This is a genomic window from Chloroflexia bacterium SDU3-3 (genome assembly GCA_009268125.1).
Taxonomy (GTDB): Bacteria; Chloroflexota; Chloroflexia; order Chloroflexales; family Roseiflexaceae; genus SDU3-3.
Genome location: WBOU01000010.1, coordinates 204089 through 228188, shown reverse-complemented (window position 1 = coordinate 228188; position 24100 = coordinate 204089). Strand labels below are relative to the sequence as shown.

At 66.4% G+C, this 24100-nt stretch carries 18 protein-coding genes, 1 tRNA gene and 1 pseudogene; 12 read left to right on the top strand and 8 right to left on the bottom strand.

From position 1 onward, the window contains the following. Positions 1–70 precede the first annotated feature (70 nt). Together F8S13_17670 and F8S13_17665 are read left to right on the top strand one after the other, a co-directional pair. Positions 71–856 carry an aminotransferase class I and II gene (locus F8S13_17670; GenBank protein KAB8141957.1) on the top strand — a complete coding sequence of 262 codons (786 nt, stop codon included), beginning with the start codon at positions 71–73 and terminating at the stop codon, positions 854–856. Further along, on the top strand, positions 834–1226 hold the full coding sequence (locus tag F8S13_17665; GenBank protein ID KAB8141956.1) for a DUF3037 domain-containing protein: 393 nt from the start codon (positions 834–836) through the stop codon (positions 1224–1226). Before F8S13_17670 ends, F8S13_17665 begins: the two co-directional genes overlap by 23 nt. A 76-nt stretch (positions 1227–1302) precedes the next feature. Here the strand turns inward: F8S13_17665 and F8S13_17660 are convergent, their stop codons facing one another. Further along, complete coding sequence (locus F8S13_17660; protein KAB8141955.1) at positions 1303–4446, bottom strand: protein kinase; 3144 nt, start codon at positions 4444–4446, stop codon at positions 1303–1305. Between the two features lie 1071 nt (positions 4447–5517). On the opposite strand from F8S13_17660, the gene F8S13_17655 reads away from it, so the two are divergent. Next, entirely contained in the window at positions 5518–8034 is a 2517-nt protein-coding gene (locus F8S13_17655) for a U32 family peptidase (GenBank protein KAB8141954.1), read from the top strand. Between the two features lie 266 nt (positions 8035–8300). Here the strand turns inward: F8S13_17655 and F8S13_17650 are convergent, their stop codons facing one another. Then, complete coding sequence (locus F8S13_17650; GenBank protein KAB8141953.1) at positions 8301–9452, bottom strand: helix-turn-helix domain-containing protein; 1152 nt, start codon at positions 9450–9452, stop codon at positions 8301–8303. 150 nt (positions 9453–9602) lie between these two features. Between F8S13_17650 and F8S13_17645 the strand changes: the two genes are divergently transcribed. Beyond that, positions 9603–10403 (top strand): SDR family oxidoreductase, encoded by an 801-nt coding sequence (locus F8S13_17645; GenBank protein ID KAB8141952.1) that lies wholly within the window; start codon positions 9603–9605, stop codon positions 10401–10403. Between the two features lie 66 nt (positions 10404–10469). Here F8S13_17645 and F8S13_17640 read toward each other — a convergent pair whose 3' ends face one another. From F8S13_17640 to ligA, 3 genes are all read right to left on the bottom strand, one after another. After that, positions 10470–11183, bottom strand: a complete 714-nt coding sequence (locus F8S13_17640; GenBank protein ID KAB8141951.1) for an SDR family NAD(P)-dependent oxidoreductase — start codon at positions 11181–11183, stop codon at positions 10470–10472. A 199-nt stretch (positions 11184–11382) separates the two neighbouring features. Further along, positions 11383–12039, bottom strand: a complete 657-nt coding sequence (locus F8S13_17635; protein KAB8141950.1) for a phosphoribosylanthranilate isomerase — start codon at positions 12037–12039, stop codon at positions 11383–11385. A 10-nt stretch (positions 12040–12049) separates the two neighbouring features. After that, entirely contained in the window at positions 12050–14149 is a 2100-nt protein-coding gene (gene ligA, locus F8S13_17630) for an NAD-dependent DNA ligase LigA (protein ID KAB8141949.1), read from the bottom strand. Between the two features lie 359 nt (positions 14150–14508). Between ligA and F8S13_17625 the strand changes: the two genes are divergently transcribed. Both F8S13_17625 and F8S13_17620 read left to right on the top strand, forming a co-directional pair. After that, a tRNA-Asn gene (locus F8S13_17625) sits at positions 14509–14583 on the top strand. 75 nt (positions 14584–14658) lie between these two features. Then, positions 14659–15255 carry a DUF4291 domain-containing protein gene (locus F8S13_17620; GenBank protein ID KAB8141948.1) on the top strand — a complete coding sequence of 199 codons (597 nt, stop codon included), beginning with the start codon at positions 14659–14661 and terminating at the stop codon, positions 15253–15255. Positions 15256–15481: 226 nt separating this feature from the next. Here the strand turns inward: F8S13_17620 and F8S13_17615 are convergent, their stop codons facing one another. Then, a complete protein-coding gene (locus tag F8S13_17615) occupies positions 15482–16096 on the bottom strand; it encodes an AP2 domain-containing protein (GenBank protein ID KAB8141947.1) in 615 nt (204 codons plus the stop codon). 322 nt (positions 16097–16418) lie between these two features. Next, the gene (locus F8S13_17610) at positions 16419–17231 is read right to left on the bottom strand and encodes a DUF92 domain-containing protein (GenBank protein KAB8141973.1); all 813 of its coding nucleotides are present in this window, start codon (positions 17229–17231) and stop codon (positions 16419–16421) included. Between the two features lie 1157 nt (positions 17232–18388). Between F8S13_17610 and F8S13_17605 the strand changes: the two genes are divergently transcribed. The 3 genes from F8S13_17605 to F8S13_17595 all read left to right on the top strand — a co-directional run bounded on the left by F8S13_17605 (position 18389) and on the right by F8S13_17595 (position 20098). Continuing rightward, entirely contained in the window at positions 18389–18577 is a 189-nt protein-coding gene (locus tag F8S13_17605; protein KAB8141946.1) for a hypothetical protein, read from the top strand. A gap of 146 nt (positions 18578–18723) precedes the next feature. After that, on the top strand, positions 18724–19572 hold the full coding sequence (locus tag F8S13_17600; GenBank protein ID KAB8141945.1) for a hypothetical protein: 849 nt from the start codon (positions 18724–18726) through the stop codon (positions 19570–19572). Next, the gene (locus F8S13_17595) at positions 19535–20098 is read left to right on the top strand and encodes a 6-carboxytetrahydropterin synthase (GenBank protein ID KAB8141944.1); all 564 of its coding nucleotides are present in this window, start codon (positions 19535–19537) and stop codon (positions 20096–20098) included. Before F8S13_17600 ends, F8S13_17595 begins: the two co-directional genes overlap by 38 nt. Positions 20099–20346: 248 nt before the next feature. Here the strand turns inward: F8S13_17595 and F8S13_17590 are convergent, their stop codons facing one another. After that, the gene (locus F8S13_17590) at positions 20347–21726 is read right to left on the bottom strand and encodes an Hsp70 family protein (protein KAB8141943.1); all 1380 of its coding nucleotides are present in this window, start codon (positions 21724–21726) and stop codon (positions 20347–20349) included. A 309-nt stretch (positions 21727–22035) separates the two neighbouring features. Here F8S13_17590 and F8S13_17585 point away from each other — a divergent pair. From F8S13_17585 to F8S13_17575, 3 genes and pseudogenes are all read left to right on the top strand, one after another. Next, positions 22036–22203: pseudogene (locus F8S13_17585) on the top strand (TIGR04222 domain-containing membrane protein). Positions 22204–22392: 189 nt separating this feature from the next. After that, positions 22393–23013: an orotate phosphoribosyltransferase gene (gene pyrE / locus F8S13_17580; GenBank protein ID KAB8141942.1), complete on the top strand. Its 621-nt coding sequence runs from the start codon at positions 22393–22395 to the stop codon at positions 23011–23013. Positions 23014–23052: 39 nt separating this feature from the next. Continuing rightward, positions 23053–24045 (top strand): alpha/beta fold hydrolase, encoded by a 993-nt coding sequence (locus tag F8S13_17575; GenBank protein ID KAB8141941.1) that lies wholly within the window; start codon positions 23053–23055, stop codon positions 24043–24045. Positions 24046–24100: the final 55 nt, after the last annotated feature.

Genomic DNA, 24100 nt, shown 5'->3' with positions numbered 1-24100 from the left:
GCGACCCGCGCGGTACAATACCGCAGCGGCGCGCTGTGCTGCCGCATTATCCAACCATGGGTAGGAAACCATGCCCCTGCGAACTGTAGCCGCCACGCGCTATGTCACCCCCCTGCGCGAGGGCGGATCGCTGCCCGGCCTGATCGAGGCCGACGACGACGGGATGTACGTGCTGAAGTTTCGCGGCGCGGGCCAGGGCCTCAAGGCGCTGATCGCCGAGCTGGTGGTGGGCGAGCTAGGCCGCGCGCTGGGCCTGCCCGTGCCCGAGCTGGTGTTTGTGGATGTCGACGCGGCCCTGGGGCGAAACGAGGCCGACTTCGAGATAAAAGACCTGATCGAGAAGAGCGCCGGGCTGAATCTGGCGCTGGATTTCTTGCCCGGCTCGCTGCCCTACGATCCGGTAGTGGCCCCCGCGCTGGATCCCCAGCTGGCCTCGGCGGTGGTGTGGTTCGACGCGCTGACCACGAATGTGGACCGCACGCCGCGCAACACCAACATGCTGCTGTGGCACCGCCAGCTCTGGCTGATCGACCACGGCGCGGCGCTGTATGTGCACCACTCGTGGGACAACTGGCAGCAGCGCAGCCGCCTGCCCTTCGCCCAGATTAAAGACCACGTGCTGCTGCCCCAGGCCACCGCGCTGGCCGAGGCCGACGCCGCGCTCGCGCCCCGGCTCACGCCGGAGGTGATCGACGCCACGCTGGCGCTAGTGCCCGACGCCTGGCTGGCCGAGGATCACGCCTTCGCCAGCGCGGGCGAGGCGCGGGCCACATACCGGACGTATCTGCTTGGTCGGCTGGAATCGCCGCGCCTGTTTGCTGAGGAGGCTGACCGTGCCCGAGCGCGTGCCGTTTGACTATAGTGTGATCCGCGTGGTGCCCCGGATCGAGCGCGGCGAGAGCGTGAACGCGGGCGTGGTGCTCTACTGCCGCAGCCGCCGCTTTCTGGCGGCGCGGGTGGGGCTGGTGCGTGCCAGGCTGCTGGGCGTGGCCCCCGGGGCCGACTGCGAGGACATCGAGGCGCACCTGCGGGCCATCCCGCAGATCTGCGCGGGCGGGCGGGGCACTGGCCCGATCGGCGCGCTGCCGCAGCCCGACCGCTGGCACTGGCTGGTGGCCCCGCGCAGCACGATCATCCAGCCCGCGCCGGTGCACGGCGGGCTGTGCGAAGACCCGGCGACCACGCTGGATCGGCTGTTTGCCCTATACGTGGGCGATCAGGCCTAGGCGCGGGCTGGCGAAGATAAAAGACGAGGGCGGCGGGCATACACCCGCCGCCCTCGCTTTGTGCGCCGTGGTTCTGCTACTTGGTGGCCACGCGCGGGTTCGACCAGTAGAGCCCCACATTGCCGGGGTTCTCGACATTTTCGACATGCAGGGCCAGCGTGCCGCCCTGGCCAGCGAAGCCCGAGAGATCGGCGTCGATAGTCATCAGCTTGCCGTCCGCCGTCTTCTGCTGGTCGAAAATGATCTCGCCATTGAAGATCACTTGCACCTGCATGGTGGTGTTCTTGGTGCCGCTGGGGAAGCCCACCTCGGCGAGGAAGTGCTGGCCCTGGCCGATGCTGTTCAGCTCGAACTCGCCCATGATAAACCCGCTGTCGATGGCGCTGGGCACCGTGTAGAGCAGCCCGGTCACGGGCACCCAGCTGTGCTCTAGCTGGGCCAGGCCCTGGGTCTCGGCCCAGCCGCCTGCGTCTGCGCCCTGGTTGGGCTTGCCGAAGGTCACCGCATCGGATGTGCTGCTCGACCAGTGGGCCAGGGTGGCCCCGTCGTTTAGGCTCACATCCTTGGCCGGGGCCGGGGCCGATGTGGGCGTGGCCGTGGGCGCGCCCTCGGGCGTGGCGGTGGGGATGGGCGTTGCGGTGGGCGGCAGCGCCGTAGGGCTGGCCAGCGGCGTGGGCGAGATCTCCGGTACGGGCGTGGCGGTGGGCGGCACCGGCGTGGCGATCAGCACCTGGATGGTCTGCACCGTCTCTTTGCCGCCGCCCACGGCCTTGATGGTGATGTCGGTGTTGCCGCTGATCAGGTACTGGGTGCTGCCGCTGATGGGCAGATTGTTTGCCACCACGTTCCCATTGACGAGCAAGTCGACGCTCTGCGCATTGGCGACCTCCCAGGTGATGGTGATAGGCTGACCTGACGCCACCGCTCTGGGGCTCACGTCAAACACCGTGAAGCTGGGCGCGCCCGGCTCGGGCGTGGGTGTGAGCGAGGGCAGCGGCGTGGGCGATGGCTGCGCAGTGGTGACAGCTGTGCTGGTGGCCACGCCTGCCGAATTGCCGCCGCTGGGGCGGTTGAGCGTAAAGAACACCACAGCCAGCGCCAGCAGCAGCAGCGCCACCAGCGGCACGGCCGGGGGCATGGCGGCCTTGCGGGTGAACTGGCCGGTGGCGGCGGCTGGCTTCTCGCTGCCAGCCTGGGCGTTGACGGTGAAGACAAAGGTGTCGTCGCCGCCGAGCAGCCGCCCCTGGGCCTCGGCCATCATCATCACTGTGGCGGCCTCGCCCGGTTTCAGCGTCACGGTATCCTCGGAGAAGCTGAACAGCAGCTCCTGGGCGTCGTCCTCGGCGCTCAGCAGGAAGCTCTCGGCCTGGTTGCTATCGTTGCGCACCGTCAGCTGGTAGCCCGCGTCGCGCCGCCCGCTGGCCTTGCGGGGCGAGAGGCTGAGGCTGGATGCGGTGAAGGGCAGCACCGCCCAGCGCCCGCGCGCCGTGGCCGTCTCGCCCGAGGATGCGCGGGCGCGCACCAGGATCTGGTAGTCGCCCGCCAGGCTCTCGGGGTCGCGCGGCACGCCGATAGTGAGCGTCATGGGCGCGCGCCCGTGCGCGGGCACCTGCAGAGCCTGCTGGGGCACGCCCACCCACATGCCGGGCGCGCCCTCGACCGTGATCGTGACGCTCTCGGGCAGATCGGTGTTGTTCACCACGCTCAGGCCCAGCACCTCGCGCTGGCCGGGGGTGATGGTGAGCTGATCCTGCTCAAGCAGCAGCCGCAGCGGCGGGCCAGCGAGCGCGGCGCTGAAGGACTGGGTGGTCTGGGCCGGGGGCGGGGTGGTCTGCTGCTGCGGCGCTGCGGCTGCGCCCAGCATGCCCTGCAGCAGCGGGTCGAGCGCGGGCTTGGGCTGCTGGGCCTGGGCCGCGCCGAAGGGCGGCGAGAGCCGCAGCGTGAACGGCCCGGCCTGCACCAGCTTGTCGTAGGCCCAGGGCACGGGCACATTGGCCGGAAGCCGCAGCCCGTCGAGCAGCGTGCCGTTGGCCGAGCCAAGGTCGGTGATGGTGGTGGTCTGGCCGTTCCAGTCCACGCGCAGGTGGTAGCGCGAGATCTGCTCGTGCTCAAGCACGATCGAGCTGTCGGTGGCGCGGCCCAGCGTCAGGCCGCTGCCGGTGAGGTCGGCCCCGCGCACCGGCGCGCCCTGGCGGTCGAGCAGGTCGACGCGCGGGGTGTTGCTGGCCATCACGGTGGGCTGCTGGGCGGCGGGCACATTGGCCCGCACAGTGGCCTGCTGATCCGAGGGCGCGGGGTCGGCGGCGATCTGCTGGGTGGGCTGGCCCTCGGTGGGCAGCTGCACGGTGGGCACCGACTGCAGCTGCACCGTCTGCGCGGGCGAGCTGGCGCGGATGACGGGCGCGAGGGCCTGGGCCAGGTCGGCGGCGCTGGCGAAGCGCTGGGCCGGGGCCTTGGCCAGGCAGCGCAGGATCACCGCCTCTAGCTCGGGGGCGATCTGCTGGCGCACCATGCGCGGCGGCACGGGCGCGGCGCTGCCGTGCTTGGCCTGCGCGTCCTGCAGGGTCTTCACCGCGAAGGGCACGTAGCCGGTGGCCACCTCGTACAGCACCACGCCCAGCGCGTAGATGTCGCTCTGGGGCGTGAGCGCCACGCCCTGGGTCTGCTCGGGGGTGCTGTAGGCCAGGTTGACCTGCAGCGCGCTGCCCGCCGCCTCCAGCAGGCCGATGTCGCCCACGCGCCCGCGCCAGGTCTCGGCACCGCCCTGGGTGCGGCGCTGGGTCAGGATGTTCTCGGGGCGCAGGTGGCCGTGCACGAAGCCCGCCGCGTGGGCGGCGTGCAGGCCCTCGGCGGCCTGCCGCACGATCTCAAGGGCCTGGGCCAGCTCGCGCTGCTCGCGCTGGCCGATCCGCTTCTGAAGGAAGGTGCGCAGCGAGCCATCCTCGTAGAGCTCCATGGCGGTGTAGAGCCGCCCGCCCTGCTCGCCAAAATCCTCGATGTCGGCGATGTGCGCGCCGCGCACGTTGGCGGCGCGCTGCATGGCGGCGCTGAACCGCTGGGCGCTGCCGGGCAGCTCGGAGAGCCGGGCGCTCAGCACTTTGATCGCGGCGGGCCGGTTGAGCCGTACCTGGCGGGCGCGGAAGACCTGCCCGTTGGGGCCGCTGCCGATCAGCGATTCGAGTATATAGCTGCCAAAAGTCTGGCCTATCAGGTCCGACATTGCTGCTTCCTCTCAGCGGCGCTCGGCTGGGCCGTGCCGCACAAGCTTTGACTGGGCTAAGTGTATCGCGAAGATAGGCGAGATTGCAAGCGAGAAGATCGGTTTTTCTTCACCACGACGGCGCGAAGACACGAAGTTGTAAGCAATTGCGGCGGGCGAGCGGGGTGGCGGGTGCATGATCTGCGGTTTCTTTTCACCGCGAAGGCGCGAAGGGGTAAGCAAATGAGGCGGGCGAGCAGGGATGAAAAGCGGTCTGGCGGCGCGGGGGCGGCCCCGCCGCGTGAGGGGCGAGGCCCTGCGGGCTGGCGGCGGGCGCGGGCATGCGGCCCCGCCCATCCAGCGAAGGCGCGGCGATGCGGCACTGGCCATGATCCCTACCGCAGCGACGAGGCCCGGCCCCCACGAGGCGGGCTGGTTTTTCCAGCTCTGTGGGTCTGCTGCCTGCGCAGATGTCACTTTTGGGGCGGTTCCGCGTCGGGCCGACCGTAGGCAATGCGTGCAGTGTTGCGCGGTCGGGCCGACCGTTGCGGCCTCGATGATGTTGGGTTCTCATGGTTACTGGGTGGATGCCCTACGCGGGCGGCGACTAGGGGCCAGCCCCTAGTAACCCCGCCATGGGGCTACGCCCCCTTGGAACCCCCAATTTTGAGCGTTCCTATGCTGAAAGCTGGTGGCTGGTATTCGTGCATATGGCCATCAAAACGCTAGCGGCACCTTCGCCGCATGGGCCGGGTGGGTAGGGTTGGCGCTGGCGCTTTTTCTATGTTGCGGTGTGCTTTTGGTGTCTTGGTGGTGAATTGGGCTGTTTTCCCCTTCGCGCTTTCGCGTTCTCAAGGTTAGCGGTTGCCCGAATTCCCCTTCCCGCCTTGGAGTCTTGGAGTATTGGTGGTTATTCGTTTCCTCGCGCCTTCGCATCTTCGTGGTATTTGTCTCCTCCCCTTTGGAGCCTTGGAGTCTTGGTGGTAATTGGTTGCCGTGTGCCTTTGTGGGGTCGGCGTTTTGCGGGCGTATCTGCTATACTACCCAGTCGAATAACAAAACCAAGCGAAACGAGAGACTGGCACGCGCCCCATGAACAAGCAGATCAAACCCGAGATTATGAGCCCGGCGGGCTACTGGCCGCAGCTGCACGCCGCCATCGAGGCCGGTGCCGACGCAGTGTACTTTGGCCTCAAGCACTTCAGCGCCCGCGCCAAGGTGGGCTTCACGCTCACCGAGCTGCCCGAGGTGATGCGCACGCTGCACCTGCGCGGCGTGCGCGGCTACGTCACCTTCAACACCCTGGTGTTCGACCACGAGCTGGCCAAGGCCGCCGAGTCGCTGGCCGAGATCGCGGCCTGCGGGGTGGATGCGATCATCGTGCAGGATGTGGGCGTGGCCCAGCTGGCCCGCCAGATCGCGCCCGGGCTGGATGTGCACGGCTCGACCCAGATGTCGATCACCTCGGCGGAGGGCGTGGAGCTGGCCCGCAGCTTCGGGGTGAGCCGCGTGGTGCTGGGGCGCGAGCTGTCGCTGGCCGAGATCGGCGCGATCAGCGCGCAGACCGACTGCGAGCTGGAGATCTTCGTGCATGGGGCGCTGTGCGTGTCGTACTCGGGGCAGTGCTTCTCATCCGAGGCCTGGGGCGGGCGTAGCGCCAACCGTGGGCAGTGCGCCCAGGCCTGCCGCATGCCCTACGAGCTGCTGGTGGATGGCGAGCATAGGCCGCTGGGCGACGCGCGCTACCTGCTCTCGCCCGGCGACATGTACGCGCTGCACCAAGTGCCCGAGATCGTGCGGCTGGGTGTCTCGGCGCTGAAGATCGAGGGTCGCTACAAGGACGCCGACTATGTGGCGCTGACCACCGCCGCCTACCGCAAGGCGGTGGATGAGGCCTGGGCCGGGCTGCCGCTCTCGGCCACGCCGCAGGAGGAGCTGCAGCTGGAGCAGGTCTACTCGCGCGGGCTGGGGCCGCACTTTATCGGCGGCACCAACCACCAGCAGGTGGTGCGCGGGCGCGCGCCGCGCCACCGAGGCGTGCTGATGGGCAGCGTGGTGGCGGTGCGTGGCAGCTCGGTGCTGCTGGAGACCGAGCCAGCTAGCGAGGCCGCGCCGATCAAGGCCGGGGATGGCGTGGTGTTCGACGCGGCGGACTGGCGCAGCCCCCAGGAGCGCGAGGAGGGCGGGCGGGTCTACTACGCCGACGCGGCAGGCGAGGGCATGGTCGAGCTGCGCTTTGGCCCGGGGGCCATCGACACGCGGCGCATCCAGCCCGGCGACCTAGTGTGGCGCAGCCACGACCCCGAGCTGGAGAAGGTGGTGCGGCCCTATATCGAGGCCGCCGCGCCGGTGAGCCGCCAGCCGCTGCGGGCGCACGTGGTGGCCCACGTGGGCAGCCCGCTGACCGTGACGTTTGCGCTGGAGCGCCAGCCGTATGTGGCTGTGACCGTGGCCTCCGCTCAGCCGCTGGGCGCGGCCCAGAACCACGCCCTGGATGAGGCCAGCGCCAGCGAGCAGCTGGGGCGGCTGGGCGGCACGCCCTACGCGCTGGCCGAGCTGACGCTGGATGCGCAGGGCAGCCCCTTCGCGCCCAGCTCGCTGCTGAACCAGCTGCGGCGCGAGGCGGTAGAGCGGCTGGCCGCTGCCCAGGGCGCGTCGCGGGCCACGCCCACGGCCAGCCCGCAGGCCGCGCTGGATGCCGCGCTGGCCGTGCGGCCCGCCGCCGCGCCCGCGCCTGCCGCGCCGCAGCTGCACCTGCTGGTGCGCACCCCCGAGCAGCTAGAGGCCGCGCTGGACATGCGACCGGACAGCATCACGCTGGACTACCTGGAGCTGTACGGGCTGCGCCCGGCGGTGGAGCAGATCCTAGAGCGCGGCATCGCGGCGCGGGTGGCCAGCCCGCGCGTGCTGAAGCCCAGCGAGCAGAAGATCGTGCGCTTCCTGCTGAAGCTTGGCTGCCCCATTCTGGTGCGCTCCACCGGCTTGCTGCAGGCGCTCCAGGCCGAGGATCACCCCGAGCTGGTGGGTGACTTCAGCCTGAACGCGGCCAACGCGCTGACCGCGCGCACCATGCTGGGCCTTGGCCTGGGCCGGATCACGCCGACCCACGACCTGAACGCCGCCCAGATCGCCGCGCTGGCCCAGGAGGTGGGCGCGGGCGCGGTGGAGGTGATCGCGTACCAGCACCTGCCGGTGTTCCACACCGAGCACTGCGTGTTCTGCCGCTTCCTCTCCGAGGGCACCAGCTTCAAGGACTGCGGGCACCCCTGCGAGCAGCACCGCGTGGCGCTGCGCGACCAGCAGGGCCGCGCCCACCCGGTGATGGCCGACGTGGGCTGCCGCAACACGGTGTTCGGGGCCGAGGCCCAGGAGGGCAGCCGCCACCTGGCCGACTGGCTGAGCGCGGGTATCCGCCACCTGCGGCTGGAGTTCGTGCACGAGAGCGGGGCGCAGGTGGCCGAGGTGGTCGGGGCGTTCCGCGCGGCGCTGGCGGGCCAGATCGGCGGGGCCGAGCTGGGCCAGCGGCTGCGCCAGTCGACGCCGCAGGGCACCACACAGGGCAGCCTGTTCGTGCCCGAGGGCTACATGACCATCCCGCTGATGCAGTAGGTGCGGCTGGGCAGCATGGAGTCTTTGGTTTACCACCAAGACATCAAGGCACCAAGGATCTGAAGGGTCGAGCGCTGCGCAGATCCGAAGACGCAAGGTATTTAAACAGAAAAGCAGGGCTGGATGCAGATCCGGCCCTGCTTTTTTGCTGAGCAGCATGCGCTACGAGCCCCTAAGCGGTCGCGACGAGCATATATGTGCATACGCCACGCACCCCTGCTACGCCGAATGTATGCGGTTTGCGGCGTACAAGCGCATACGCAGCGCTAGCTAATGACTAGGCCGCGCACCCCGCGAGTCATGCGCCGCCGCCCAAGCTCGTCGACCACCCGCCGGTTCACCCCGATGGTGAAGCCGTGGGCTGCCAGGGCCTGCGCGAGCGCCTTGGGGCTGCGCGGGGCGCTGCCGCTCTCCGCGCACCAGCGGCGGTAGGAGGCCATAGCCGCGCTGTTTGCCGTCCAGGCCCCCTCGGCGCGGGCGCAGCACGCGGCCAGCCAAAGCCCCACAGTGTCGCCGCCGAGCGAGGGTGTGGGGCTATGCTCCTGTGGCGCGGGGCCGCCTGTGCGCTGCCGCCGCTGCTCGATTAGCTGGGCCAGCTTGCGCGGGGTATCGTGCTCGCCCAGCGGCGTGTAGACCGTGACCTTGAGATCGGGCGTGTCGAAGACCTGGAAGGTGAGCCGCTCGAAGGCCATGTAGCCCGCGTCGGGGTGATCGATCAGTTTGCGCCCCTCCTGCCCGCCGCGCACCTCGTGGTCGGGCCACCAGGTGCGGAACTCGGGGCTGCGCTCCTGCAGGTCGCGCACCAGCGCGGCCAGCTGGGCGTCGTCGGGGTGGCGCGCGCAGCTGGTGCGGAACTGGGCCAGCAGCATGCGGGCGTCCTCCTCCCACCCCACGATGAACTGCCGTGAGGCAGGCTGGGTGAAGATGTTCCAGATCGTGTTGCGTTCGCGCCCGCGCCGCTGCTGGTACTCGCCAAACAGCGCGCACCCCGCATCGTTCCACGCCAGGGTATCCCAGCGCCGTCCCGACACGAAGGCCGGGCGGTCAGCGAAGCCATCGATGAAGCGCTGGAGCGCGGGGGTGATGGCCTCATCCTGCTGCTCCTGGGTGGGCGGGGGCTGCTGCTGGGCCAGCAGGAACAGGTGGGTGCGTTCGTCGGCGCTCATGCGTAGCGCCTGGGCCAGCCGCTCAAGGATCTGGGTGGATGGGCGGATGGGCCGACCCTGCTCAAGCCAGGTGTACCAGTCCACGCTCACGCCCACCAACTGCGCCACCTCGGCCCGCCGCAGGCCGGGGGTCTTGCGGCGCGCGCCGCGCGGCATGCCTACATCCTCGGGGGTGGTGCGCGCCCTGCGGGTGCGCAGGAAGCTGCCTAGCTCGTGCAGGCGCGAGATCGGTGGCTGGGTCTGCTGGCTCATGGTGTCCCTCGCGGCGCGCTACCCTCATGCCAAGGAGCAGCACTCCTATGATCAACGCTCATCTTTTCCTAGTATCTCTGTGAGTATATCATCGAAGTGCGGGCGATGTGTCTGCCCAAATGGTGATGAGACGACAGGGGAGTGGACATAATGGATCTTCAGCTTACAGGAAAGCGGGCGCTGGTCACAGGTTCGAGCGCGGGGATCGGCGCGGCCATCGTGCGGCGGCTGGCCGCCGAGGGCGCGGAGGTGGTGGTGCACGGGCGCGACGAGCTACGCGCCAGCGCGGTGGCCGCCGCCATCCGCGCCAGCGGGGGCAGCGCCAGTGTAGCTCTGGGCGATCTGTCCAGCGACGCGGGGGCCGATGCGGTGGCGGCGGCGTCCACGGCGGGCGGGCCGATCGACATCCTAGTGAATAATGCGGGGGTGCTGGGCATGGCCTCATGGGCCGAGGCCAGCGCCGAGGCCTGGGCGCAGAAGTACAACATCAACGTGATCGGGGCGGTGCGCATGATCCAGCGGCTGGTGCCGCACATGCGCGAGCGCGGCTGGGGGCGCGTGATCCAGATCGGCGGCGGCCTCTCCATGCAGCCCTACGCCATGCAGCCCGACTACAGCGCCACGCTGGCCGCCCGCCACAACCTGGCGGTCTCGCTAGCCCGCGAGCTACGCAGCTCCGGCGTCACATCCAATGTCGTCTCCCCCGGCGCGGTGCTCACCGAGGAGATGCGGCCCATGCTCGTGGGCATGGCGGCAGCCCACGGCTGGGGCAGCGACGAGGCTGAGATGGAGCGTAATGCCGCTCAGGCCATCGCGCCAAACGACGTGGGCCGCTTTGCTCGCCCCGAGGAGATCGCGGCGGCGGTCGCATTCGTTGCCAGCCCGCTTGCGGCCTATGTGAGCGGGGCGACCATCCGCGTGGATGGCGGCACGATCCGCTCGGCGTTCTAGCGGTGGGCGTGGTAAGCGGGCGACCTGGGCATGCCAGGCCGCCCGCTTGTTGCCTGTGTGCCGGGCCTAGTGGCGCGCGGGCATGGCCATCTCGGCGGCCTCGCTGGTGGCGGCCTCCAGCATCTTGCGGGCCACGTCTTCGGCGCTGTCGATTTGATCGACCTCGGGGGCCTGGAAGCTGGGCTTGCCATCGATCATGGCGTTATGGCCAAACTCGGTGGCGGTCTGGCCGGGGTGGAACAGCAGCACGCGGATGTTCTGACCCGCCAGCTCGTTGCGCGCGGTCAGGGTCAGCCCGTTGAGGGCGTATTTGGTGGAGGCATACGCGCCGATCATCGGGATGGCCATCTTGCTCACGCCCGAGCTGATGTTCATGATCACGCCGCCGCCCTGGGCCTGCATCTTGGGGATGACCGCCTGCATCGCGTGCAGCGGCCCCATCACGTTCAGCTCGATGATCTGGCGGTAGCGCTCGGGGCTGATCTCCGCGACCGCGCTGACCAGCGCCTGCCCGGCGTTGTTGATCAGCAGGTCGATCTGGCCGAAGCGCTCGTGTGCGGCATCGACTAGGGCGCGCACCTGCGCCGAGTCGGTCATATCCGTCGGCACCACCAGCGGCTCGGCGTGGGCCGGAAGGCTTTTGGCCACCTCTTCCAGCTTACTAGCCGAGCGCGCCGCCAGCACGATCTTCGCGCCCGCCTCGGCGAACACGCGCGCCGCCGCAGCGCCGATGCCCATCGAAGCGCCGGTGATGATCACAACCTTGCCTGCTACGTCCATGATATTCTTCTCCTCATTATCGATTCTGGTGGTTGCCAAAGTGGTGTGGCGTGTGTAAAATGGAACCACGTTCCGCCTCTTGAAATGATTATATGGAACATTGTTCCGTTTGTCAAGCCCCATGTTTCCCATGAAAAAAGCGAGCTGGACATACATCCAGCCCGCTTTCTTCGCTTCGTGCCCGCGCCCTGGGGCTACATCAGCTCACTTGTGCCGCCGCCGCAATAAAGCGGCGCAGCTTGTCGGCGTCGAGCCTGCCGCTGGTGCGCACGCCCGCGCACACATCCAGCGCAAACGGCCCAACGGTGCGCGTGGCCGCCGCCACATTCTCGTGGGTGAGACCGCCCGCCAGAAACACTGGTAGGCCGCAGCGCTCCACAATGCGGCGGCTGATCTGCCAGTTGTGCACGCGCCCGGTGCCGCCCAGCTGCTCGATCGGCAGCGTGGGGTCGCCCGGGTCGAGCAGCAGCGCATCCACATGAGTCGCCGCGCGGCACGCCTCCTCCACCGCCGCCTCGCCAGCGACATGGATGACCTGCACTAGGCGAATGCCGGGCAGCGCCTGGCGCAGCGCCGCGTAGGTGGCGGGCTGCTGCGCATCCACCAGCTGGATGGTGCTGGCCCCCATGCGCCGCTGCTGCTCTATGATCGTGGCCGCATCCTGCGCGCTGGTAAGCAGGAAGGTGGCGATCGGCGGCGGCACCGTCGCCACAATCGCGGCGATCATGTCCTCGCCGATCGCGCCCGGCCCGCTGGGCATAGCCGACACGAAGCCCAGCGCCGCCGCCCCCGCCATGATCGCCAGCTGGGCCTCCTCCATCGAGCGGATGCAGCAGACCTTCACCCGTGTGTACATCGCGGCGCTCCTACAGATCCATCGATATCTGGCCGCCGTCCGGCGCGCTTGGGGCCTCGGGCGCTGGCTCGTCACCCGCTGGCGCGGTATCCTGCGGGCCGACCAGGGCCAGCAGCGCATCCTCGTCGAGCTGCGCGATGCCCAGGGCCACCGCCTTGGTGTACTTCGAGCCGCCCGGGTCGGCCCCCACCACCAAGTAGCTGGTCTTCTTGGTCACGCTGCCTGTCACCTTGCCGCCGTTCGCCTCGATCAGCTCGCTGGCCTGCTCGCGGCTGAGCGTGGGCAGCGTGCCGGTGATCACGAATGTCTTGCCCGCCAGCGCGGCGCTGGCCAGCGGCAGCTGCGGGGCGGCGGTGGGGTTCACGCCCAGCTGCTTGAGCTTGGCCACCAGATCGCGGTTGGCCTGGATGGCGAAGAACTGGCGCACGCTCTTGGCCACCGCCGGGCCGATGCCCTCCAGCGCCACGATCTCCTCCTCGGTCGCGTCGGCCAGCGCATCCAGCGACCCGAAGCGCAGCGCCAGCGCCTTGGCCGCCACCTCGCCCACAAAGCGGATACCTAGGCCCGTGATCAGGCGGAACAGCGGGCGCTGCTTGGCCTCCTCGATCGCCGCCAGCAGGTTGCTGATCCGGCGCTCGCCGAAGCCCTCCATCCCCGCGAACGACTCGCGCCCCAGCAGGAATAGGTCGCCCACATCCTTTACCAGCCCGATCTCCACAAACAGCTGGGCCTGCTTTTCGCCGATGCCCACGATGTCCATCGCCCCGCGCGAGACAAAGTGCTCGATCCGGCGCACCAGCTGGGCCGGGCAGATCGCGAAGTTCGGGCAGCGGTAGGCCGCCTCGCCCTCGATCCGCTCCAGCGCGGTGCCGCAGGCCGGGCATGTCAGCGGCATCGTCCAGGGCTGCTCGCTGCCATCGCGGCGCGACACCACCGGCCCCACGATGTAGGGGATCACGTCGCCCGCCCGCTTCACCGTCACATAGTCGCCGATCCGCAGGTCGCGCTCGGCGATGTAGTCGGCGTTGTGCAGGCTCACGTTGCGCACCGTCACGCCGCCCAGGCTCACCGGCTCGATGATCGCGCCCGGCGTGATCACGCCGGTGCGGCCCACGTTTACGGTGATGTCCACCAGCTTGCTGGTGGTCTCGCGGGCCGGGAACTTGAACGCGATCGCCCAGCGCGGGTCGCGGCCCACCACGCCCAGCCGCTCCTGCTGCGCGAAGCTGTCCACCTTCAGCACGATCCCGTCGACCTCGTAGGCCAGCGTGTCACGGCGCGACATCCACTCGCGGCAGTACTCCAGGGCCTGCTCAAAATCCTCAAACCGGCGGGCGTCGCTGTTCACCGGGAAGCCCAGCTGGCGGAAGTAGCCCAGCAGCTCCCACTGGCTCGCGATCTCCACACCCGCGAACGGCCCCACCGCGTAGGCGAAGAAGCTCAGCGGGCGCGTGGCTGTCACGCTCGGGTCTTTCTGGCGCAGCGATCCGGCGGCGGCGTTGCGCGGGTTGGCCGCGATCCGCTCGCCTGCCGCCGCCAGCCGCTGGTTCAGCTTCTCGAAATCGGCGGAGCGCATGTAGACCTCGCCGCGCACCTCGATCCGGCTGGGCTGCGGGGCCGAGGGCTGCAGCGCGAGCGGGACAGACTTGATCGTCCGCAGGTTGGCGCTCACGTCCTCGCCCACCGCGCCGTCGCCGCGCGTCGCGCCGTGGTGGAACTTGCCCTGCTCATAGGTGAGCGCGATGGCCAGCCCGTCGATCTTCGGCTCGCACACCCATGCCACCTCGGCGCCCTGGCCCAGCAGCTTCAGCACGCGGTCGCGCCAGGCCCGCAGGTCGCCGTCGTCAAACGCGTTGCCCAGCGAGAGCATCGGCACGGGGTGCTCGACCTTGGCGAACTTCTCCGAGGGCGCGCCGCCCACCCGCTGCGTGGGCGAGTCGGGCGCGATCAGCTCGGGGTGCGCCGCCTCGATGGCGCGCAGCTCGCGCAGCAGCGCGTCGTACTCGGCGTCGCTCACGCTGGGGTCATCCAGCACATAGTAGCGGTAGTTATGGTCGCGGATCTGCGCGGTCAGCTCGGCCACGCGCGCGGCAGGGTCTGTAGTTGTCATCGTCGGCTCCAACAGTCGATCACTTGTTCGTCTCCATTATAGCCTATCGCCCAAATCCCCACCTGGGGCGCTGGTGCGAGCTATCATCAGGGAAAAAACAGCCCATCCTCGGCCATGCTAGCCTCGTCGCTGCGGTGCAGATCATGGCCAGCGGCACCCCGCACCCCCCCGCGCGTGATGGGCGAGGCCGCAGCGTTTTTTGCCAAAACCGCGACAATAGCCCCTTCGCATACACGCCCAGCGGCACACCGCTATGGCTTCTGGATGGGCTATTCCCGCCGATTTGACAAGATCGGGTGCTGCGTGTATAATCACCCACGTTGCGAGCGAGAGAGAAACAAGCGAACAACAACAACTGATCCCCGATAGCTCAATGGTAGAGCGACTGACTGTTAATCAGTAGGTTCCTGGTTCGAGACCAGGTCGGGGAGCCAACGCATAGGCGGTAGACGGGAATAACCCACTCGTCTGCCGCCTTTGTGTTTTTCCTGCCCAAGTGCCAACCCCCTATGCCCAGCACCAACCAGATCCGCGCCGACTACGACGCCCAGAGCATCACTATCTACCAGGCCTATGGTTCAGCCATCGCCCAGGCGGCGCTCAAGGCCCAGCGCTTCGTGCCGCCCTTCTCGCTTTCCCGCATGACATGGATCAAGCCCTCGTTCCTCTGGCTGATGGAGCGCAGCAACTGGGGCCAGAAATCCGGCCAGGAGCACATCCTGGCGGTGCGGATCACACGGGCAGGCTGGGATGCCGCACTGGAGCAGGGTGTGCTCACCAGCTTCGAGCCAGCCGCCCACGGCACCAGCCAGCGCTGGCAGCAGCAGTTTGCCCAGGCCGCTGTCCACATCCAGTGGGACCCCGAGCGCTCCCTCCGTGGGGCTGACATGGGCTGTGGCAGTATTCAGGTCGGCCTCAGTCGCCATGTTATCCAGCGCTATGTGGAGGAGTGGGTGCTAGAGATCCGCGACCTCACCCCACAGGTGCGCAAGATCCACGCGCTGCTGCGGGCTGGCCAGGCCGAAAAGGCCCGCCGCCTGCTGCCGCCCGAGCGCACCTACCCCGTCGCCCCCAAGATCGCCAGTTGGCTGCTGATCGATGGGTAGCCGTTCGATCGGGCCGAATCGCATGCGGGGCGGGCTTTGGCAGCCCTAGCCGATGAAATTGCATAGCCAAAGGCTGCTCTCACATCCGTAGGGCCTAGCTTGTTCATGGAAAGCGCTTCTACCAGCTTTTATCACAGAATGCTTATCGTTGAGATACATTTGTAATAGAAAAGCCACCTGCGATATTCGCAGGTGGCTTTCGTTTCTGTTCCAGCGGAGGTATGCGTTATGCGCGCTTCTGCTTGAGCATCTGGGTCAGCTCGGGCCAATCGGGCAAATCGGCCCACTCGTTCTCGGGGGCCACCGGTACCTCGGAGATCGCGATCTCCTTCAGCGGCTCGGCCTCGGGCTGGCGCTTGGGGCGGGTGGTGCGGTTGGTGTGCACCTCCTCGATCGGCGTCAGCTGGCGCTTCGACTCGTGCTCCATGCGGGCCTTCACGGCCAGCTTGAAGGCCTTGCGCTCGCCGTGGCGGGCGATCGAGTAGGTGGTGCGGCCCACCTTGCCCTCGTCGGTGATCCAGGTGGCCTCGTAGACTTCGGTGTTGCCGCGCTTGCGGCGGCGCACCCCGATCACGCCAGTCTTATTGCGCGACGAGAGGCCGACCACCTGCCGGGTGGTGTGGGGTTTGCCGATGGTCTTCTCGGTGGTGTCGCGCCACTCGATGGCGTCGTGAAGCGCTGCGAGGCGATCGCCGCACACATTATCGCTGAAGAACTTCGTGTAGAGCTGGCCCTTCCATTGAATACGAACATTGTAGCCATGTGTATTCTTTGAAGGTTGATCAACACGCGTGATGTTTTTGTGTTTGGTAGTTCGATTCTTGTTAGAACGCACAGTCATTGTTGGTCTACCCTTCTTTACTAACGTGTATGATGGCGATCTGATTGCGGCTGGTATACGTGGATACCGCCTGTCGAACCTATCGCCGTTGACGATTGGCCGTAGCAGCGAGACGTGGCTGCGGCCGCCAGCTGGCTTGTTGCCCGGATGAAGGTGCGAAATACCGGGTGGTGAGAAAAAGGCAACAACGAGCTATCAACACCCAACGAAGAATGGGCGTTGCTGGTATCTCCATGGAAACTCGTCGACGTACTTCAATACACCGCTAGAACTATAGTATGACACAAGAAATATTCTTGCGCAAGAGGAAGTTGAAGATTCGTTAAGATATCGTCATATACAGCAGGAGCGCCACGATCCCGCCGATCAGCGAGCTGAGCAAGTTCACGGCGTCGTTATTCATCCAGCGCCAGCCACGTGCAAGGGAATGTGTGACGCCTTGGGCTGCCGGGCGCTCAGTCTCGTTGCCCAGCGGGTCGTGGTACATAGCCTGCACGGTTGCGCCCAGCAGGCTATCGGCCAGGTTGCCGCAGGTGCCGCCCACGCAGGCGATCAGCGGCAGCCAGAGCAGCGCATTTCCACGCTCGACCAAGGTGATAAGCGCGAAACATGCGCCGATGGCGAGTGCTCCCAGCGCCCCAGCTGCTGTGCCCACAAGGCTGATGCCCCCAGAGGTACCGCGTGGTACGGGTTTCATGGTCAGGATGCTGTGTGGCGCTGCGCTGCTCAAGATGCCAAGCTCGGTGGCCCAGGTGTCGGCGGTGACGGTCGCAAGCACGCCAACAAACAGCAGCAGCTGCCAAGGCTCCCCGCTCAGCCCAAATGCCAGCGAGATCAGCGCGCCGACCCCGCCATTTGCCATGGCCTGGGCAAAATCACGCTGGCCGCCTTTCTCGAATTTTTCGCCAGCCAGGGCCTGTTTCCTGCGCTGTTTATAGTGCGAAAGCAGGCTGGATGTGGTGAAGAAGAAGATCAGGGTGAGGCCGAATGCCCAGCCTCCAAACCCAAAAGTTAGGGTACCTGTTATAACAGCTCCAATCCAGCCATCCCATGTAAGCGATTTCCGTCGATATGCGATCCAGCCGATCAAGGTGCTGAGAATCAGCCCTAGAAAAATGCGTAGAGGAGAGATCATAGTTGGTAAGGAGCAGAAAAAAGGAAGCGTATAGCTAGGCAACGTATTTATTTCGTTGGGTTGCGATTTTCTAGATGAAAGTGATTGTTGGAAAATCCTCACCCAAAGCCTTTTGTTTAGTGGATTATAGGAGCAGTATCGAACACTGGAATAACCAAAAGTAGCGGTCTGCTTCAGCTCTACTAATGCTATTAGTTGGTTTTAAATCGACCATCTTCGCAACTCCATGGTGAAGACCATGATGGTTGAAGCGATGTAATTGCCTGATACCAAGCCCAATGCGCTGTGTCAGTAATGTGTGAGATATGCAGTCGCAGCCAGATTGCGCATGTGGGCGATGCCACAAGCGTAGGGTGGCGCACTCGCAGGTGGGTTGTGCTGAGTGCTAGCTGAGCCTAGTAGGAAGCTGCGTGTGGGCGACGGTGCCTGCAAGCGCTACCAATACCGCGACAGGGCGATACCCCATGATCGTGCTACAAGAATCGTGCTTGTCTGTCTGTGCAACGTTGCAGTGCTTTTGTAGATGCGTATAGCAATTATACGCCAGAACAGAAGTAGACGTTGCAGGGATTGTTCAGGTATGACGTATATAGATACTACTATACAGCAAGAAATCGGCCATGATAATGAGGATTCTGTGATGATTGGAGAGCGCTTTTTGCCGCGCGTACGCTTCGGCATGAATATGGCAGCACAACCACAAACCTGGCTTAAAGCAACTATCTTGATCTCAATCAGCTGCATCCTTGTGGTGCGTATTTCTCTCTTCTTGCCTTCTCGGTGGTAAAAAATAGTCTGTGTATCCAGACTGCATAGGCCCGGGCTGCGGCCATCGGAGCTATGGGTTCTCCAGACGCGATGCGCTGGGGAAAATTGGCACCGTTCTCTTCAGCACGCTATGTCTCTCTGCAACCAGTTGCCCTCTTGCCCTCGCGCCTTCATGGCTTCGTGGTCTTCGTTTTCTTGTGTTTCCGTGGCCTCTTGGCGGCTTGGTGGTAAAAACTGCTGCCGGACGAGAATGTATTGGCCTTGGTTGCCCCAGACCTTCTGGGCATAGGTTTATGATATGTGGTATAATGCTTCAAGCCGTCGGTAGACATACAGTATGGTGTCCTGTTTGCCGAGCAAATTTTTTCAAAACGGGAGCGAAGAAAGCAATGGCTGAGAAGAAGTCAAAGACGGACGTTACGTCCCGCGACAAGAGCGGACGCGCTACGAACCATACCTGCACCAACTGTGGCGAGAACATCGGCAACGACCGCGAGATGGTGGTTGTGATGGATGGCCGCCGCAGCAACAAGACGTACCACCACCGCACATGCTTCCAGAAGAGCATCGGCCAGTAGCCGCCGCCCTTTCAGGATTTCAGAGCAGCCCCGGTTCTCGGGGCTGCTTTTTGTTTCCGCCCATGCCCCTTGCAGCCGCCGATGGCCGCGCCCCGGAGTGCAAGTCGGGCGCTACCCCTGCTCTTCGCTGAGCATGGCGCACACCCATGGATGATCGCACATCTCTTGAATTCCCGCGAAGCGGCGCGACCACTGTGGCATTTGCCTTCGAGCCACAGCTGCTGCGCTGCAAGGCCGTAGGCCCTGGCGGCACACCGCTGTGGGTGCTAATTGATACCGGCACCGACCCATCGGCGCTGGACGTGCGGCTTGCGCGGCGGCTGGCCCTGCCCGTGGGCGGCAGCGGCCAGGGCTATAGCGCGAGCACGGTGGTGGCCTTTACCGAGACCACGCTGCCCTGGCTGCGGCTGGGCGATCTGACCATCCGCAACCTATTTGCCCCAGCCCTTGACCTCAGCTTTTTTCCCTTCCCGGTGGATGTGGTGCTTGGCTACAATGTGCTGCATCAGCTGGCGCTGCATATCGACTATGCCCAACGCCAGCTTACGCTGCTGCACCCCGAGCTTGGCGTAGGCGCGCTGGGCGGTGCGGCGCGCGTGCTGCCGCTGGTGTTTGCCGAGCACCTGCCGGGGCTGCAGGGGCTGGAGCTGGATGGGGTGGCCTTGCCGATCGCCGCGATCGACACCGGCTCGAACGGCGATCTGTCGATGGGCGCGGCGGCTGCGGCGCTGCTTGGCATCGGTGCGCCGCCCGATGCGCAGCCATGCGAGGCGATCGACTTCGGCGGGCGGCGAGAGATCGCGGTGCGCCCCAGCGGCGTGGTGCGGCTTGGCCCCTGGGCGCTGCACGATGTGGTGGTCGATGCGCAGGTGGGCGGTGGGTGCGCGGCGGGCGGTGCTGGGCGTGTTACTATTGGCAACGGGCTACTCTCGCGCTTTCGCAGGGTGGCGCTCGACTATGAGCGGGCGCTGCTGGCGCTGGAGCCGAGACCGTAGGTTTGTTGTTCTAACCGCCGAGGAGTGTATGGGCCAGTTCTGTGTGCATGTGAGTAAGGATAATCTGATTTTTGCCGCTGGTCACTTTGTCTCCTACAACGGGGGCCGGGTCGAGCCGCTGCATGGCCATAACTATCGTCTGAGCGTCACGGTGGAAGGCCCGGTAGAGGAGAACGCCTATGTGTTCAACTTTGTGACGCTCAAGCGCATGATGAAGCGGATCGCCGATGAGCTTGACCACCGCATGCTGCTGCCGCGCAATAACCCGATCATCCAGGTGGAGCCGCAGGGCGATGGCGGTGTGGTGGTGCGGGTTGCCGAGCGCTGGTACCGCTTTCCTGGCGAGGACGTGGTGGTGCTCGATATTCCCAACACCACCGCCGAGATGCTGGCGCAGTACCTCTGCTCGCGCTTTGTGGCCGAGCTGGCGCTGCTGGGTGATGCAGGGCACCTGACGGCGATCGAGGTGACAGTCGAGGAGACCTTTGGCCAAGAGGCGGTGTACCGCGAGACGCTTGGCGCGTAGCTCCCGCCGCGCGACGATGAGGAAAGCCCTGCCACCAAGCTCGGTGGCAGGGCTTTTCTGTTGGGGCTGGGCGTGCCCGCGCTGGCTAGCACTTGGGGCAGTCGTCGTCGGCGTAGGGGCCGTGCTCGGGGCAGTCGTTGCCTGGCTCATCTAGGTCGTTCGGCTCGCTGTGTGCCATTGCTGTGCTCCTTTCAGAAGTTCTGAGCACAGCTTAGCTTTTGCGGCCACCTACTACCAAGATACACAGATTACGTCAGTGTGACCGATTGCTCCTCGGCGAGCTGGCGCCAGAATACCTCCTCGCCAGCGGCCACGGCCAGGCCTGAGGCCACACCGGTGAACACATCCATCTCGCGCAGCTTCTCGGCCCCGAACTTCTCGGTGAGCAGGGTGACAAAGCGCGGGATGCGCGAGGATCCGCCGGTGCGCAGCACCACGTCGATGTCGGCGGGGCGCTTGCCCGAGGCCTCCAGCGCACGGTCGATGCAGGCCCCCACCTCGCGCACGTCGGGGCCGATCAGGCGGTTGAAATCCCAGCGCTCCAGCGGCTCGTCGAAGTCGATGCCGGGCACGTGCATGCTGATCGCCGTCTCTCGCGCGTCGCTGAGGCCCACCTTGGCGCGCTCAACCGCCTCGTACATAGGCAGGCCGTAGTTCTCGCGCACCAGCGTGCGCAGGGCCTGCAGCTCGTGGGGCTTGTCGCCGGTGCGGATGGCCTCGTCGATCAGGTCGAGGTAGCGCGGCTGTGTCAGGTCGACGATGCTCTGCCACTCGCTCAGGTGGTCGAGCAGCACGGCGGGCAGCGGCAGCTTGCGCGCGCCCAGGGTCGCGCCTGCGCCGAAGTGCGGCAGCAGCTTGCCCATCACAATCCGCCGGTCCAGCAGGTCGCCGCCGATCGGCACGCCGTCGGTGGCCAGCACCTCGCGGTTGCCCTTGCCGTCGATCCGCATCACTGTCACATCCAGCGTGCCGCCGCCGAAGTCGAACACCAGGATGTGCTGCTGCTCGTGGGCGGTGGAGGCGTAGGCCAGCGCCGCCGCCGTCGGCTCGGGAAGGAAGGTGATGGGCGGCAGCCCGGCCAGCTCGGCGGCCTGGCGCATGCGGCTGATCGCCAGCGCGTCGAGCCGGGGATCGTGGGCGTAGTGCACTGGCCTCCCGACCACCATGCCCTCGACCTTCTCGCCCAGATCTTTTTCGATCTGCGTGAGGATCATCTTCAGCACGATGCCGATCAGGGCCTCAAGCGTGTAGCGGGTGCCGAACACATCGGTGCCGGTGAATGAGGAGTCGCGCAGGTGCGACTTGAGCGACTGGAATAGCCGACCCGGCGTGTTGGTGTCGACCACGGCGTAGAGCGACTGCATCACCGTGCCGACCTCGGCCATGGTCACTTCGGCCTCGCCGATGTAGCGCCACTCGTACTCGATCTCGCGCCCCACGTTGCCCTCGGCGAAGCGGTTGATCGCCTCGCGACCGATGCTGGGCACGCCCTCGCGGGTGATAAACAGCGTCGAGCGCATGACCGTCGGGCTGGCGTTGACCGGATCGAGGTTGAGGAGCGAGATGCGTCCATCGCGGTAGATGGCCGCGCTGGAGTTGGTGGTTCCAAAATCAAGTCCGACGCGCATGTGCAGACCTCCTTCGTTGTTTATCAGGCGGCGCTCCCTTTTTTTGCATGACAAAAGAAGCCGATGGCCGGGGCGCATCGACTTTCGGGAGTTCCACGTTTTCGCACAGGGGCGCAGTATAGCGCATTCTTCCCCCTGCGACAATACGCCATGAGGCGGAGCTAGGGTCTCTATGTTCTCGACAGAGTGCTGATTCTTCTACTACCAAGACTCCAAGACTCCAAGGAACACAAGACCCGATGGAAGAACCGAAGACACGATGGAGGGATCGCTTCATCTTTCTGTGGTGGTGGGTCGATCTGCGGTGGTGGGTCGATCTGCGGTGGTGGTGGGTCGATCTGCGGCGGTGGTGGGTCGATCTGCGGCGGTGGTGGGTCGATCTGCGGCGGTGGTGGGTCGATCTGCGGTGGTGGTGGGTCGATCTGCGGTGGTGGTGGGTCGATCTGCGGCGGTGGTGGGTCGATCTGCGGTGCCTGATCGGGGATCAGGGATGCGCCCTCTTTTTTCTCTAGCATCTTCGCGTCTTTGTGGTGCATGCGTTTCTTTGCTCCCTTGGTGGTAAAAAATCTTCCGCCCTAGCAGCGATCTGCGCTGCTATTTGCGGCCCCCTAGGCGGTATGTTAGCATTGCGGCGATGAGCGTTTTCGATACCCATAAGGGGCAACTATGCCAGTAACTTCTGCTGAGGTGGCGCGCACGCTGCTGGGCGCGCATGCGGTGCTGCTGCGACCCGACTCGCCTTTTACCTTCGCATCCGGCCTGCGGTCGCCGGTGTACTGCGACAACCGGCTGCTGCTGGGCGATGTGGCGGCCCGCCGCGTGGTGGCGCAGGCCTTCGCCGAGCGCGTGACCGGGGCCGAGGTGCTGGCCGGGCCAGCCACCGGCGGCATCCCATGGGCGGCCTGGGCATCCGAGATCTGCGGGCTGCCAATGGCCTATGTGCGATCCGAGCCCAAGGCCCACGGGCGCGGCCAGCAGATTGAGGGCGCACCGCTAGAGGGCCGACGGGTGCTGCTGCTGGAGGATACGGTGAGCACGGGCGGCAGCGTGCTGAACGCGGCGGACGCCGTGCGCGCCGCCGGGGCCGAGCTGCTGGGCGTGATCTGCATCTTCACCTGGGGCTGGGCCGAGACCGACTCCGCCTTCGCGCAGCGCGACCTGCCGCTGACCCCGCTGGCCACGCTGGCCGACCTGCTGGCGGTGGCGGCGGAAGATGGCGCGCTGGCCGACTCGCAGCGGGCTGCGGTGGAGGCGTGGGCCGCCGACCCGAAGGGCTGGGGCAAGTAGCGCTGTGGCCATGTGGCGCATCCCTGTGGGGTGCGCCACATGGCATGCCAGCTAGGGCTTGGCCACAACCTTGCCGCGCGGCACGTTCACGATCTCGGCCTCGTCCTCCTCTTCGGCGGGGGCCTGCGCGGAGTGGTCAACGTTGTACCCGCTGATCTGGCTGGCGCGCAGGGTGCGCCGCCGGTACTCGTCGGTGATCTTCTGGGCCAGTTTCTGAAGCCATGCTGGCATATGCGACTCATTTCTGCGCTCATTCTTTCCGCTGTGTCTGATTATAGCGACATGTTCTCTTTGTATCAAAAGGTGAAGCCGATGACCTCCTCGTATGGCATGCTGATCTTGCATGGCTTCACGGGCACGCGGGCGACGGTCGCGCCGCTGGTGCCGGTGGCCGAATCGCTGGGCATGGCCTGGTCGCTGCCGCAGCTGCGCGGCCACTGGACGAAGCCCGAGGACATGGTGGGCGCGACCTACCAGGACATGCTGGCCGATGCGCTGGCCGCCTACGACGGGCTGCGGGCCAGGGTGGACCATGTGGTGGTGGCCGGGCTGTCGGTGGGCGGCCTGATCACGCTGGATCTGGCCACGCGCCGCCCCGATGTGCGGGCGCTGGCCGTGCTGGCCCCGGCGCTGCGCTACGCCAACCGGCTGGCCCCACTGGCCCCGCTGCTGTCGCGGTTCATCGCGCGCTTTGGCGGCGGCGACCCCTACAGCGGCTACTCCGACCCGCGCTACGCCGAGGGCATCGGCAACTACGAGTGGTTCCCCACCGCCACCTTCGCCACCGTCATCCAGGCGGTGGGCGGCGTCGAGCGGCGGCTGGGCCAGATCACCGCGCCCGTGCTGGTGGCGGGGTCGCGGGTTGATCGCGTGATCCCCGCGCGGGCATCGCAGATCGTGTACGACAAGCTGGGGTCGCGCCAGAAGGAGATGGCCTGGTTCGATCAGACCGGCCACGAGATGCTGATCGACTGCGAGGGCGAGGCGGTGTGCCAGCGGGTGCGCACCTTCTTCGCGCCGCTGGTGGGCTAGATTGCGGCTGCGGCGCAAGATTGATCCAGAATGGTACCTTTGAAAATGAGCACGC

What these genes read in the sequence shown, in the direction of transcription:
- F8S13_17670 (KAB8141957.1), top strand. Translation starts at nt 71, where the DNA reads ATGCCCCTGCGAACTGTAGCCGCCACGCGCTATGTCACCCCCCTGCGC.
- F8S13_17660 (KAB8141955.1), bottom strand. Translation starts at nt 4,446, where the DNA reads ATGTCGGACCTGATAGGCCAGACTTTTGGCAGCTATATACTCGAATCG.
- F8S13_17655 (KAB8141954.1), top strand. Translation starts at nt 5,518, where the DNA reads ATGAACAAGCAGATCAAACCCGAGATTATGAGCCCGGCGGGCTACTGG.
- F8S13_17650 (KAB8141953.1), bottom strand. Translation starts at nt 9,452, where the DNA reads ATGAGCCAGCAGACCCAGCCACCGATCTCGCGCCTGCACGAGCTAGGC.
- F8S13_17645 (KAB8141952.1), top strand. Translation starts at nt 9,603, where the DNA reads ATGGATCTTCAGCTTACAGGAAAGCGGGCGCTGGTCACAGGTTCGAGC.
- F8S13_17640 (KAB8141951.1), bottom strand. Translation starts at nt 11,183, where the DNA reads ATGGACGTAGCAGGCAAGGTTGTGATCATCACCGGCGCTTCGATGGGC.
- F8S13_17635 (KAB8141950.1), bottom strand. Translation starts at nt 12,039, where the DNA reads ATGTACACACGGGTGAAGGTCTGCTGCATCCGCTCGATGGAGGAGGCC.
- ligA (KAB8141949.1), bottom strand. Translation starts at nt 14,149, where the DNA reads ATGACAACTACAGACCCTGCCGCGCGCGTGGCCGAGCTGACCGCGCAG.
- F8S13_17620 (KAB8141948.1), top strand. Translation starts at nt 14,659, where the DNA reads ATGCCCAGCACCAACCAGATCCGCGCCGACTACGACGCCCAGAGCATC.
- F8S13_17615 (KAB8141947.1), bottom strand. Translation starts at nt 16,096, where the DNA reads ATGACTGTGCGTTCTAACAAGAATCGAACTACCAAACACAAAAACATC.
- F8S13_17610 (KAB8141973.1), bottom strand. Translation starts at nt 17,231, where the DNA reads ATGATCTCTCCTCTACGCATTTTTCTAGGGCTGATTCTCAGCACCTTG.
- F8S13_17605 (KAB8141946.1), top strand. Translation starts at nt 18,389, where the DNA reads ATGGCTGAGAAGAAGTCAAAGACGGACGTTACGTCCCGCGACAAGAGC.
- F8S13_17600 (KAB8141945.1), top strand. Translation starts at nt 18,724, where the DNA reads ATGGATGATCGCACATCTCTTGAATTCCCGCGAAGCGGCGCGACCACT.
- F8S13_17595 (KAB8141944.1), top strand. Translation starts at nt 19,535, where the DNA reads ATGAGCGGGCGCTGCTGGCGCTGGAGCCGAGACCGTAGGTTTGTTGTT.
- F8S13_17590 (KAB8141943.1), bottom strand. Translation starts at nt 21,726, where the DNA reads ATGCGCGTCGGACTTGATTTTGGAACCACCAACTCCAGCGCGGCCATC.
- pyrE (KAB8141942.1), top strand. Translation starts at nt 22,393, where the DNA reads ATGCCAGTAACTTCTGCTGAGGTGGCGCGCACGCTGCTGGGCGCGCAT.
- F8S13_17575 (KAB8141941.1), top strand. Translation starts at nt 23,053, where the DNA reads ATGGCATGCCAGCTAGGGCTTGGCCACAACCTTGCCGCGCGGCACGTT.